The 13,138-nt window shown below is 30.1% G+C and carries 15 protein-coding genes and 1 pseudogene; 13 read left to right on the top strand and 3 right to left on the bottom strand.

All coding sequences use genetic code 11. The annotated features are described in order from the left end of the window. Window positions 1–19 precede the first annotated feature (19 nt). From ACF91D_RS18695 to ACF91D_RS18655, 9 genes and pseudogenes are all read left to right on the top strand, one after another. Window positions 20–217 (top strand): hypothetical protein, encoded by a 198-nt coding sequence (locus tag ACF91D_RS18695; RefSeq protein ID WP_069793443.1) that lies wholly within the window; start codon window positions 20–22, stop codon window positions 215–217. A gap of 286 nt (window positions 218–503) precedes the next feature. Next, the gene (locus ACF91D_RS18690) at window positions 504–1,364 is read left to right on the top strand and encodes a GyrI-like domain-containing protein (protein ID WP_327620703.1); all 861 of its coding nucleotides are present in this window, start codon (window positions 504–506) and stop codon (window positions 1,362–1,364) included. Between the two features lie 420 nt (window positions 1,365–1,784). Continuing rightward, entirely contained in the window at window positions 1,785–3,038 is a 1,254-nt protein-coding gene (locus tag ACF91D_RS18685; RefSeq protein WP_327620618.1) for an NAD(P)H-dependent oxidoreductase, read from the top strand. Next, on the top strand, window positions 3,035–3,355 hold the full coding sequence (locus ACF91D_RS18680) for a transcriptional regulator GutM (protein ID WP_119585580.1): 321 nt from the start codon (window positions 3,035–3,037) through the stop codon (window positions 3,353–3,355). Before ACF91D_RS18685 ends, ACF91D_RS18680 begins: the two co-directional genes overlap by 4 nt. Next, on the top strand, window positions 3,352–3,867 hold the full coding sequence (gene srlA, locus ACF91D_RS18675; RefSeq protein WP_107549151.1) for a PTS glucitol/sorbitol transporter subunit IIC: 516 nt from the start codon (window positions 3,352–3,354) through the stop codon (window positions 3,865–3,867). The genes ACF91D_RS18680 and srlA overlap by 4 nt, the downstream gene beginning before the upstream one ends. A 27-nt stretch (window positions 3,868–3,894) precedes the next feature. After that, window positions 3,895–4,893, top strand: a complete 999-nt coding sequence (gene srlE, locus ACF91D_RS18670; protein ID WP_327620617.1) for a PTS glucitol/sorbitol transporter subunit IIB — start codon at window positions 3,895–3,897, stop codon at window positions 4,891–4,893. Between the two features lie 12 nt (window positions 4,894–4,905). Further along, entirely contained in the window at window positions 4,906–5,256 is a 351-nt protein-coding gene (locus ACF91D_RS18665) for a PTS glucitol/sorbitol transporter subunit IIA (RefSeq protein WP_327620616.1), read from the top strand. Window positions 5,257–5,264: 8 nt separating this feature from the next. Beyond that, complete coding sequence (locus ACF91D_RS18660; RefSeq protein WP_107549148.1) at window positions 5,265–6,194, top strand: sugar-binding transcriptional regulator; 930 nt, start codon at window positions 5,265–5,267, stop codon at window positions 6,192–6,194. A gap of 185 nt (window positions 6,195–6,379) precedes the next feature. Beyond that, window positions 6,380–6,481 (top strand): annotated as a pseudogene (locus ACF91D_RS18655) (DNA-binding response regulator); the annotation flags it as partial. 60 nt (window positions 6,482–6,541) lie between these two features. On the opposite strand, the gene ACF91D_RS18650 reads toward ACF91D_RS18655, so the two are convergent. Then, window positions 6,542–6,733: a hypothetical protein gene (locus tag ACF91D_RS18650; RefSeq protein WP_039066671.1), complete on the bottom strand. Its 192-nt coding sequence runs from the start codon at window positions 6,731–6,733 to the stop codon at window positions 6,542–6,544. Window positions 6,734–7,011: 278 nt separating this feature from the next. Between ACF91D_RS18650 and nucI the strand changes: the two genes are divergently transcribed. Next, the gene (gene nucI / locus ACF91D_RS18645; protein WP_039066670.1) at window positions 7,012–7,548 is read left to right on the top strand and encodes a thermonuclease NucI; all 537 of its coding nucleotides are present in this window, start codon (window positions 7,012–7,014) and stop codon (window positions 7,546–7,548) included. A 356-nt stretch (window positions 7,549–7,904) separates the two neighbouring features. Here the strand turns inward: nucI and ACF91D_RS18640 are convergent, their stop codons facing one another. Continuing rightward, complete coding sequence (locus ACF91D_RS18640) at window positions 7,905–8,768, bottom strand: hypothetical protein (RefSeq protein WP_039066668.1); 864 nt, start codon at window positions 8,766–8,768, stop codon at window positions 7,905–7,907. Between the two features lie 286 nt (window positions 8,769–9,054). On the opposite strand from ACF91D_RS18640, the gene ACF91D_RS18635 reads away from it, so the two are divergent. Together ACF91D_RS18635 and ACF91D_RS18630 are read left to right on the top strand one after the other, a co-directional pair. After that, on the top strand, window positions 9,055–9,510 hold the full coding sequence (locus tag ACF91D_RS18635) for a sugar phosphate isomerase family (RefSeq protein ID WP_392437521.1): 456 nt from the start codon (window positions 9,055–9,057) through the stop codon (window positions 9,508–9,510). Window positions 9,511–9,623: 113 nt separating this feature from the next. Continuing rightward, the gene (locus ACF91D_RS18630; protein WP_119605185.1) at window positions 9,624–10,217 is read left to right on the top strand and encodes a hypothetical protein; all 594 of its coding nucleotides are present in this window, start codon (window positions 9,624–9,626) and stop codon (window positions 10,215–10,217) included. Between the two features lie 81 nt (window positions 10,218–10,298). Here the strand turns inward: ACF91D_RS18630 and ACF91D_RS18625 are convergent, their stop codons facing one another. Further along, window positions 10,299–11,666: an aspartate kinase gene (locus tag ACF91D_RS18625; protein WP_327620614.1), complete on the bottom strand. Its 1,368-nt coding sequence runs from the start codon at window positions 11,664–11,666 to the stop codon at window positions 10,299–10,301. A 188-nt stretch (window positions 11,667–11,854) separates the two neighbouring features. On the opposite strand from ACF91D_RS18625, the gene ACF91D_RS18620 reads away from it, so the two are divergent. Next, on the top strand, window positions 11,855–13,135 hold the full coding sequence (locus tag ACF91D_RS18620) for a homoserine dehydrogenase (RefSeq protein WP_101051434.1): 1,281 nt from the start codon (window positions 11,855–11,857) through the stop codon (window positions 13,133–13,135). Window positions 13,136–13,138 lie beyond the last annotated feature (3 nt).

Below are 13,138 nucleotides of genomic sequence, written 5' to 3'. Positions count from 1 at the left end.
TTCTAAAGGGGATGGCAATATGCAAGAAGTTAAATTATCTACGTTAAAAGCAACATCGTTAAAGGAATTAGAAACAAGTATTAATGCTTATTTACAAGATGATGAAGTTGCTGGTTATAAACTATTGAACTCTACAGTGCGAGAAATTGAAGAACGTACTTTTTCAGCGAATGAACAAGAATTTCATGCAATCTTAACTTTTATAAAAGAACTTTAATATTTAGACTAAGACGTTTTGATATACTCCCTTTAAAGTAGACACTGAGAAAGTGAAAACTTTAAAGGGAGTTTTTTATTTAGGTTATCAACTATGCGTATATTAGCATAAGTATCGTATATGAAACTAAAAAAGTCGGAATCGATTTAAGATTAGATTTTACTTTCATTGATAATAAACAGAGTTCTAAATTTAAAGTAATCAAATATAACCGATATATTTTATATTTGAATAGTCGAGTGAAATTTTTAAAAATTGATTACTATGTATTTGAAAGGTGATGGAAATGATTATAAATAAATTAAATGAGTCTATAGATTATATAGATAATAATTTAACTAATAATTTAAATTTAGCTGAAATATCAAATTATATCGGCATACCTGAACAACATTACAGAAATTTATTTATATTTTTGTCTGAGATGAGTTTGTCGGAATATATAAAGAAGAGAAAATTATATTTTGCCAATAAAGAATTACTAAATAAGTATTCAGTTACGGCTGTAGCAATAAAATATGGTTATTCAATAGATGGCTTTACAAGAGCGTTTAAAGCTTGGAGTGGTTACTTACCATCGCAAGTTTATGAACATCAAATTTTAATATCATTTCCTAAACTTTCATTTTCTATTAATACCAAAGGAGGAATAAACATGAAAACAAGAATCGTAGAGCAACCTGAATTTAATATTGTCGGCGTTCAAAAACGAGTGTCTATGCAATTTGAAGGAGTTAATGAGGAAATTGTAGAATTGGCAAAGAGTATTACAAATTCACAAAAAGAAGAAATGCATCAACTACAAAATTTAGAACCTAAAGAAATTGTAAACGTATCATATGATGCTGACGAATCGTTTACAAAAGAACAAGGCAAATTGACACATATGATTGGTATTGTAACTACTGAAAGTGATCCAAGTGAGCAATTAGAAATTTTAAACTTTAATGAAAGTAAATGGATTGTTTTTGAAAATGAAGGCGAGTATCCAAGCGTTTTACAGGATACTTACGCTAAAATTTATTCTGAGTGGCTACCTGATTCAGAGTACGAATTATCTGATTTACCTATGTTTTCATTTACTAAATTTAAAAATAATGAACAAGATTTTGCATATAGTGAAATATGGGTGGCCATAAATAATTAGTGGTTTCATTAAATTTTATTTTCTGATTCAAAATGAACTGTATGTGATTTAATAGACACTTAAATAATAGAGAAAATATAGCTAATCTCATAATAGGTATGAGGTTAGCTATATTTATTAACGGTATATTTATTATGTAAACAAGATTACTATTAATAAAAATAATTAATGACATTTGTCATCGTAAAGTTGTGACATCACACACTAATTTTATTCATCAGAATCATATGAAAGATTATTAAATTATAAATTCAAGATATAATCATGATTAGCTAAAGATTAAAAAATAAAAAAGCCTAAATTTATTAATTTGATATACAAATTCTTTGAAAAATTAAATAATATCATTGACAGAAAACGCTTTCTGAATTATTATTCACATAAGTTCTAATACAGAACATTTGGAAAGGGGTAATATATATGTCATTATATTCAGATTTATTAATAAAAGAAGAAAAAACAGATTTTATTCGTGTTGGTGTTATAGGTGCTGGACAAATGGGACGAGGTTTAGTTAGTCAAATTTCTCAAATTCCAGGAATGATTGCCGGAGGCGTGTGTGATATCGACCAAAAAAATATAGATTATGCTATTGAAGGTTATCAAAAATTCAATAAACATAACCATGATATTAAAGCTTCTACAAGTTTTGAAGAAGTAATTAACAGTGAGTATGTAGATGTAGTAGTCGATGCAACAGGAGTTCCTGAAATCGGAGCGCAAATTATGCAATTATCACTTGAAGCTAATAAGCATTTAGTCCTTTTAAACGTAGAAGTTGATATTACTGTAGGTTCAATTATGAAGAAAAAATTCGAAGAAAAAGGCTTAGTTTATACTGGATCAGCAGGTGATGAACCAGGCGTTCTTGTAGAATTATATGAATTTGCGAAATCGATGGGGTTAGAAGTAGTAGTAGCTGGTAAAGGGAAAAATAATAAACTACAACCGTATGCAAATCCAGATACATGTTTAGAAGAAGCTCAATCAAAACATATGAATCCAAAAATGTTAGCTGCATTCCAAGATGGAACAAAAACAATGGCAGAAATGAACTTATTAAGTAATGCTATTGGTTACGATGTTGATATCGATGGAATGCATGGTGTTGAAGCTAATTTAGATGATGTAAATGAAAAATTAAATTTAAAATCTGAAGGTGGCGTTTTAAATAACCTTCATGTTGTTGAATATGTAGATGGTTTAGCTCCAGGTGTTTTTGTAATTGTAAAATCTGATAATGAAATTGTAGATGAGGAATTGAGATACTTATTAAAAGTAGACCAAAGTCATAATAACCATTATACGCTATATAGACCTTATCATTTAGCAAGCATAGAAACGCCTAATACAATTGCAAAAGCTGTAATGTATAATGACTATTCAATTAAACCTATTGAAGGACCAGTATCAGAAACAGTAGCTAGAGCAAAACGTGATATCAAGCAAGGCGAGGAAATTGATGGTATTGGTGGTTATTCAGTTAGAGGTGAAATTACTAGCCATCAAAATATGAAAGATACTAACGCTTTCCCTATTGGTATTATCACAAAAGGGACTACGGCTACAAAAGACATCAAAAAAGATGAAATATTAACTTATGATAACACTGACTTGAACAAAGACTCTGTGATTTATAAATTAAGACAAGAACAAGATAAGGTTTTTAAATGAGTTTAATTGTAAACATCCTTATTATTGTTATGATGCTACAGCTTGTTTTGGGAATAGTTCAAGTCAAAGCAATAAATAAAAAAATACAAAACATTAAATCTCAATATTCAAAAACACATAAAATTAATATTTCTGTTGAAAAGAAATTTAAAATTTTTAAAGTTATTATCATTTCAGTATGGCATGAAGAAAATTTAATAAGTGTTTATACAATACAAAGTTACTTATATAAATTGAAAGTCAGACAAGATGAGAATGTTAAAAATACAAAGGTACATGAAAATATTAATATGTACCTAAGGGGTGAAGTATCATGAACATAATAGAATGGTTTGGTAAACATTTTATTGGTTTGTTTGAAGAAGGCGGTAAACAGTTCACTGAACTGTTTACCAGTATTGTACCAACACTCGTTGTTTTACTGACATTTACTTATGCAATGATTAAATTTATTGGAGAAGAACGAGTAACAAAAGCCATTCAATTAACATCTAAGTATACACTAACAAGATATACAATTATGCCTATGCTATCAATCTTACTTTTAACCAACCCAATGGCTTATACATTTGGTAAGTTCGTAGATGAAAAGAAAAAGCCAGCATTTTTCGATTCATTAGTAACATTCCTACATCCGGTTACTGCACTTTTTCCATATGCAAATGCTGGTGAACTCTTCGTTTATCTTGGTATTGCTAATGGTATACAAAAAGCCGGTTTAGATACATCAGAATTAGCCGTGAGATATTTTTTAATAGCCATAGTAATTATGTTAATCAGAGGTTTTATTACAGAAAGAATAACTGCTTATCTATACAAAAAAATGTAAACGCTTTATAACGAGGGGTGAATTAAAATGTATAAGTCTGTTAAAGTAACTAAAGGTAACGGTGGATGGGGTAAAGGATTTACAATAGCTCCAACAGAAGAAAAAAATGTTATTTTATCAGTAACTGGGGGAGGTATTCATCCAGTTGCGCAAAAAATAGCTGATCTAACAGGAGCAGAGGCAGTAGATGGATTTAAAAACACAATCAAAGATAACAGAGTAGCTGCGGCAATTATAGATTGCGGTGGGACAGCAAGAATTGGTGTATATCCTATGAAAGGTATACTAACTGTAGATTTACTTCCGACCTCTCCTAGTGGACCTTTAGCGAAACATATAAATGAAGAAAATTTTGTTTCGGGTGTTAAAGTAGCTAATATCGAATTAGAAAATGATACAACAGAAAGTGAAGATGTTAAAGAGTCAACAGAAGTGGAAAGTATTAATGAAAATAATACTGAAGAAACTGATAGTCAAAATGAACAAGAAAATAAGAAAAAAGAATCATTATTAATACGTTTTTCTAAAGGAATTGGTAATGTTACTGGCACGTTTTATCAAGCTGGTAGAGATTCTATTGATATGTTAATAAAAAACATATTACCATTTATGGCTTTTATTAGTATGTTAATTGGTATTATAAATTACACAGGAATCGGTGAATGGTTAGCAAAATTAATGAGCCCGTTAGCTGGATCGTTAATTGGTCTTTTGATATTAGTATTCATATGTACTATACCTATATTGTCGCCAATATTAGGACCTGGAGCTGTTATTTCTCAAGTGATTGGTGTGCTAATTGGTACACAAATTGGAGCTGGAAACGTTCCTCCAGAATTTGCCCTACCTGCTTTATTCGCCATCACAGGTCAAGTAGGTGCTGATTTCATTCCAGTTGGGTTATCACTGGGTGAAGCTGAAGAGAAAACAGTTGAAGTCGGTGTCCCTGCTGTACTCTATAGTAGAATGATAACGGGTGTGCTAGCAGTATTAATTGCATATTTTGCTAGTTTTGGATTATATTAAGGAGAGATAATTATGTATAAAACAATTATAAAAGATTTTGGTAGTATAGCACCGGTATTTAAAGAAGATAATTTATTTGTGTTATTCGGAACTTCAGCTCCAGATGAATTAAAAGATATTTCATATATTCATGAAACAGAAGAAGTAAGTGATGATTTTAGCTTGAATAGTACTTCTATTTTTAAAATTAATGATATTGAATTTAGGGTTGATAAAGTAGGATCAGAAGCCCATAATAATCTAATGACTCTAGGGCATATATCAGTTTATTTAAATAAAGAAGATATTTTACCCGGAGCAGTAGCAATAAGTGGTAATGAGTTACCAGATTTAGATAAAGGAGATATTTTAACATTTGAGTAGGGATAACGATGTCAATTTTAGATGATACTAGAGTGATGATAAAAATTTGTAAATTGTATTATCATCAAGAATTAAGCCAAAGTAAAATAGCAGAAATAATGGGCGTGAGTCGGCCTACAGTATCTAAGTATCTAACTCACGCAAAGCAAAAAGGGATTGTTGAAATTAAAATAAATGAAAATGATTTATTAGAATTAGAATCTCAGCTTGAAGAAGAATATGATTTAGAAGAAGTTATATGCGTGAAAGAAACAAAACAATTAAAAACTAAACTAGGTCTTGCAGGTAGTAATTATTTACTTAGAAAGCTTGGTAATAATGATATTGTTGCTGTTTCAGCAGGGACAACAATGGATCAAGTAGTTAAAAATACTAATAGTAATAATAAATATTCTAATGTTTTGTTTGTACCTTTGGTTGGTGGTATGGGGAATGCTTCAATGGACATACATGCTAATCATATTGCAGATAGTTTTAGCAAATGCTTTGGAGCCCATAATATGTTACTTCACGCACCTGTAGTTGTTGACGACATAGAATTTAAACACTTTATGATGAAACAAAAATTTGTTAGTAAAGTTACTGAAAAAATGAAGCAAGCAACAATAGCGATAGTTGGTATAGGAGCTAATCCTGAACAATCAACAATGGTAGCTTCATATCGTGATGAACTTAGTTTCAAAGACATCAAAAATAAAGCTATTGGAGATATTATGTATAATTTCATTGATGAAAATGGCGAAAAAATTAATTGTGAATGGAATAACCGTATTATTTCTTTAGACATTGAAGAGTATAAAAAAATCCCATTGAAAATAGGAATAGCTGGGGGTAAAAATAAAGAAAAAGCTATTAAAGCAGCTTTAAATAATAATCTTATTGATGTCTTAGTTACAGACGAAAATACAGGTGTTGAATTATTAAAAAATAATGATTGAATATTGTATAGGTTTTTATAAGGAAGCAATGATAGAGCATATTTATTAAATTTATATATAGTGGATTTAATGAATGTGGTCTTTTTAAAATGTATGATTATTGATAAGGATTCAAGGATAAAAATAACAATATTTTATGAGAAATGATACAATTGATAAATTTGTTATTATTTAATCAAGACATTAACAGCACGATTAGAAACTATACTTCGATTATTATCGACAAGTTAGAAGCTGAAAATCGTTATGATGCATGGCATATTGCTAAACATAAAGGATGGATATAAAATTGCTTAATACCAAAGCAGATAAAAAACTGCCGACATTTTATTATGCGGCAGTTAAATTTATTTATGCTTATTTTTAGTGACAATTGCTTGGATTACAAATACGATGAAACCAACTAAGAGGCCTAAGCAAATAGCTACGACTGCTGATACCATTAGTGGTAATTGAAATTGATATTGTAACACCATACCGATAATTATAGCTATGACAACTGCGATAATCGTTATCATGTTCTCTTTAAATATACTCAACTTGTTCACTCCTATTCATCAAGTATTATAGCATGAGTTATTTGAATAGATAAATAAAATCAAATATATTTCATTGAACTTCTATTTTACAATATTTGGGTGATAATATTGTAAAAATAGTTTTTTGTCATAATTAATTTTTTTATACAATAGATGTTATATATGACGTAAATAGCCTAATAATGTGTTTCCCCCATAGAAAACACATTTGTAATATTGACGCATTGCTCTTTTTTCTATATGATGATTTGGACAATTAAAAAGAAGTGGGTGCAACAGTGAAATCGAAAAAGAAAATGACATCGTTGATTGCAATAGTAATTGTATTGGGTGTATTAGCATTTCAATTTATTAATCATACGGGACCATTTCAAGAGAATGGTAGTAGTGACACATCTTCAGGCCCTGATAATTCGGAAAAGGTTCATGTTGACCGTGTTGTAGATGGAGACACTTTAGTGGCTAAAAACAGTGACAATGAACAATTGAAGGTAAGGTTAATAGGTATGGATACGCCAGAAACTGTTAAACCTAATACGCCTGTAGAGCCTTACGGTAAAGAAGCTTCCGATTATTCTAAGAAACATTTAACGAATAAAGATATTTATTTAGAATATGATAAAGAAAAAGAAGATCGTTATGGAAGAACATTAGCATATGTATGGCTCGATGATAAAACAATGTTTAATGAAGAATTGGTGAAAAAAGGATTAGCTAGAGAAAAATATTTTTCTCCAAATGGAAAGTATAGAGAGGTATTTAAAAAAGCTGAAACACAGGCTAAAAATAATCAAATAAACCTTTGGAGTAAATAAACTTATTTTAAGTAGCTGATATACCTTTGTATTACTTAGCAGATAGATAAAGTATAAAACAGACCTGACTGTCGACAAAGTTTCCGACTTTGTTGGCAGTTTTTTTGTGCACGTTTTCCCCGAGCACAGCCTTAGTCTGTAATCTTTCCACAGAAATCGTCCCAAATTACTTCCATATTACACTAAAAAGATTATAATATATAAATTAAACATTGGTGGTATTTATTATGTTAAATAAATCAATTGATAAAAGTGGTAACTTTGGACTGAAAGATCAGTGATATTTTGAAAATAACTATACAAGTATAAATAAATAGACCTTAGGCGAACTATCACCTAAGATCTATTTTGTTAAATTAGCTAAAACGTGCGACTAATTTATCATATTGTTCTTTAGTTAATACGTCATTTTTTAAATGTAAAGTTTCTTTTATAATTTCTTGTAAAGAAGATTTAGAAGAAACAGTTTCAACGTAATTATTTCTAATTGCTGGGCCATCAATTAAATTCACACTACCATCTGTGAAGTATACGAGACCAACGTTTGGAATTTGTTGATTTAAACGTTCTTGGATTTTTGCTTCTAATGCTTGAGTGTTTTTAGAAGCTTGCTCATAAGGATCATAATTGTAAAAGTCATAAATGACAGAATTTTCTTTAATACGTTCTATAAATGTATAGGTCGTAGAACGAGATGATTGAAACTGGCCATGAAATTGGTTGGCAATATATCTTCCTACAATTTGATGCACAGAATTCTCATTTTCAATTTCAGTTTGCTCTGCTGAATCAGAAGTAAAGTGATAGAAAGTCTTCTGCTTCCAATTTTTTACATTAATATTAAAGATTCCTTTTTCAGTAAAAACAATATAATCAAAAGCTCTTGCATATTCAAATAATGGGTGCTTAACAGCTAAATTACCAGTAGCAATAATATCGAAATATGCTATAACACCTTGCTCTTTTTGTTCATTTAAAATGACTGTTAAATCTTGTTTAGCTTTTCTGAGACCATGGTGATGCGTGTCATTATTTGAACCTATATCCAACATTTTGTTTTTTAGATTTGTATTTTCACGAGTAACTGTACTTATTTTAGTTACTAATTGATCCTTAGCATAAGTTTCGGTTTCAAGCTTATTCTGCATAACACGATGATCTATAAATACTATAATAATAAGTAGTACAATTATTATTAGTAATATAAGTGGTAAAAACATGAATATCATCCTAATCTTATTAAATTTTTTAACATAGCTCATTTTACGCTTTTATTTAATTTTCTACAAATGCTATTAACCAATTCATTTATAGTTACTTTAATTATATTCATATTAATATATTATAACCAACCTGTACATAATATATATTTGTAAATTAATTCCTTTCGTATCTTTTGAGTACTTAAGTGGTATTTTTTTAAATAGATAACGGTTTAACTTAAGAGGATTAATAGCTATAATAAATTATACGCAATATAAAATGAGGAAGATGGTGAACAGTGATTTGAGTACAATAAAAGAATATCTCGAGCATATTACTCGAACAATTAAACATGAGGATATTATAGCTTTTGATAATCATCCTTTTGCATATAAAATTTTAGATGAACTTTCCTCCTATGATATCAAAATATCTGTAATCAGTTACTCTACAGATATAATTAAATATGTATCTAAATATACAAATTTCAATATTATTGTACCTAATGGCGTAGTTGATAGTGCATTTCATATCATTGTTGGTTCAGATGTAGTACAAACTTTTTCCAAATATCGTATTCGATATTATTTCATCACTGCACCGTTTATATTAGGTAATGATTTATACCAGACGATACCTGCTATTGCTGACATTCAAAAAATACTTAACACAAATGCTAACGATATTTTTCTATTAAATAGGCCAGATGTTTTAGATAACCATTCGCATCATGATTATACCTTGGTAGGTAGTTTTTAAAAATATTTTGTGTTTTATTTCACGTTTTTGTATTTAATACATTGAAATATTTAAGGACAAACTATATAATATTAATTATTGGAAACGCTTACTTTTTGTCAGGAGGTGCACATTTGGAAAATGAAAAAAATAAATCAATAAGGCGAATTGTTGAAATTTTAAACATAAATGTACCAAATTTAATTAAATATAATGGTGAAATAGCAAAGCAACTGTTTTTACATGATTCATTTAATTTAGATAATAAAGTGGACATTAGTGTAGAGAGAAAGTTTTTAGGGGAAGTCTTGAAATATATTCCAAATGAATACCGAACATTATTGCATGATACTTCTCATAGTACTTCTGATTATACAGCAGTAGATTTCTCAAAAATAACTCACGCAAATATATATGATGGTGATACATTGATTATGACTATAATTGTATATGATGTTAAAGATGAAGAGTGGATGTTTAGATGGAACCACAATATAAGGTTACCAGAGAAAAATATTTATTTTCATTCTATCAAATGGGACGTAGATTATATTAAACCAGAAATCGTGTTAATGTATGAACTATTAGATCCAATAGATTACCATCAACTTCCAAATTATAGAAATGTAATTGATTCACTAAGTTATTATCAATTTGTAATATTGAGGTTGGTTGTCGGTGATGAACGTATTAATCAAGCACTTATTTCAGAGAAAAAAGCAATATAAAATCCTTCAAATCATTCGTCAGTCCTGATAGGGAGACAAAATGGATTTGAAGGATTTTTGATTGTTAATAAATATGCAATGCTATACTTTTAAGCACTTCCCGTTATAACAATATTCATAAGTTGATTTCACAGCTTTATCTGCATCTGCTACATCAATACCAAACATAATGGAAATCTCCGAAGCTCCTTGATTCATCATTTTTAAATTAATTTTAGATTCTGCTAATGCATGCGTAATTGTGTTAGCCGTACCAACGATTCTGTGCATGCCTTCGCCGACGATCATTAGGATGGCTAAATCGTGTTCTACACTTAATTCATCAACGTCACATTTATCGCGAATATCGTTAAGTACTTGCTCTTCTCTGTTGTGGATTTCTTTAGAACGCATAATGATACTGATGCTATCAATACCTGAAGGCATATGGTCAAAAGAAATATTATAATCTTCTAACACGCCTAATATTTTACGAGTAAATCCCACTTGCCTGTTCATTAAATACTTTTTGATATTTAATACAGTAAAGCCTTTGTCACAACTAATACCACTCACTATATTATTAGAATTAATTTCTCTGTCATGACGTATAAATGTCCCTGTATCATTTGGGCGATTTGTGTTTTTTATAACGACAGGGATTCTATCTTTATGTAGTGGCTGTAAGGCTTCATCATGGAAGACGCCAAATCCTGCATAAGACAGTTCTCGCATTTCTCTATAAGTGATTTCATCTATGACTTCAGGATTTTTAACAATTGTCGGATTTGCTCTAAAAATACCTGAAACATCAGTAAAGTTTTCGTATAAGTCAGCTCGCACACCTCTTGCAACTATGGCGCCAGTAATGTCAGAACCACCACGAGGAAACGTCACTATATAATTTTGTCTTGAAACACCAAAAAATCCTGGGATGATTAATTTTTCATCATATGCTCTTAAATTATATAGTGCTTCATATGATTGGTCTAAAATTTGTGCATTTTGAGGCAAGTCAGTAACTTGAATGCCCGCTTCTCCAGGAGATATATAGCGAGTTGGTATACCTTGACTATTGTTATACTCTGCAATTAATTGTGCATTGAAATTTTCACCACATGAAAGTAAAGCGTCTAATAAACGTGAAGGTTTATCTTTTAATGTAGCAATGAAATTTTCTAATGTTTGATCAATAGTAGTTAATAAGTTATCACTCATTTTTAATTCATAAATAATATCAGCATAACGCTGAATAATTTCTTCTTTTTTAGAAATGTAATCTAAATCATCAATAACTTTTTCGTATAAGCGAATAAGTAAATCAGTTGTTTTAACATCTTCTTTATGTCGCTTACCTGGTGCTGAGACGATGGTAATTTTCCGATCCTCGTCGGAATTAACGATATTTAATACTTTCTTGATTTGATCTGCAGTAGATACAGAACTTCCTCCAAACTTGGCAACTTTCATGAGACATACAACCTTTCTAAAAAATCAGAAAATTTTGTTTAGTTTTTATTACGAGAGTGATAGGATAGATATAGGATCTAAATTTTCACCTTTACAAAAATAATGAATGAATTTATACTATACCATATTCAAGTATTTTTCAACTGTACATCTGTATTTTTTAGAAGAACAATCGGAGGAATGAAATTATGAAGGAATTAAATGTAGCCTTACTAGGGTTAGGAACTGTAGGTTCTGGTGTAGTAAAAATTATTGAAGAAAATAGTGAACAAATAAAAGAAACAATGAATAAAAACATTAATATTCGACACATATTGGTTCGAGATAAATCAAGACAACGTCCAATCAATGTGTCGAATTATAATTTAACTGAAGACATTGATGAAATTTTGAACGATGATTCAATCGATATTATAGTGGAAGTCATGGGCGGTATTGAGCCAACGGTGGATTGGTTGAAGCGCGCATTAAGTCAAAAGAAACACGTTGTGACTGCAAATAAAGATTTATTAGCGGTACATTTAAATGTATTGGAAGACTTAGCACAAGAAAATGATGTAGCTTTGAAATATGAAGCTAGTGTCGCAGGTGGTATACCAATTGTAAACGCAATTAACAATGGATTAAATGCTAATAATATTAGTAAATTTATGGGCATTTTAAACGGCACATCTAATTTTATTTTAAGTAAAATGACAAAAGAAGAAACATCATTCGAAGACGCGTTAGATGAAGCTAAAAGATTAGGTTTTGCAGAAGCGGACCCTACAGATGATGTTGAAGGTATCGACGCTGCTAGAAAAGTTGTCATTACTTCATACTTATCATTTAACCAAGTGATTAACTTAGATGACGTGGTAAGACATGGTATTAGTGATGTTGAGCCTGCAGATATTAAAGTTGCTGATGAACTTGGCTATAAGATTAAACTGATTGGTAAAGGAACATATGAGCATGGTCAAGTACAAGCTTCTGTTTCACCTACACTTATAAACAAAACCCATCAATTAGCTGCTGTTGAAGATGAATTTAATGCAATTTATGTGATTGGTGATGCAGTGGGAGAAACAATGTTTTATGGAAAAGGCGCTGGTAGTCTAGCAACCGGAAGTGCAGTTGTCAGTGACTTGTTAAACGTAACATTAAACTTCGACACGAATTTACACACTTTACCACCACATTTTGAATTGAAAACTGAAAAAACCAAAGCAATTATGGATGATGGAGATACGATTTCAATTAAGGAGAAAGAAAGTTACTATGTTGTCGTGCAAACAGATGGTGAAGATGTGAATAAAGTAGAAACTTTACTTAAAGGTGAATTACCTTTCCATAAATCGTTAGCGGTAACTGAACGTGACGCTCATACAGTAGGTATCGCAGTTATCGGAATTGATGAAAATCCAGAAGCATCAATTACAGATTCAGGTTATATCGTTAAGAAAATATATCCAGTAGAAGGGGTTTAATTA

It is taken from the genome of Staphylococcus sp. 231237_7MaSpsaltlick, from assembly GCF_043107035.1.
This window is presented reverse-complemented; position numbering and strand designations above follow the sequence as displayed.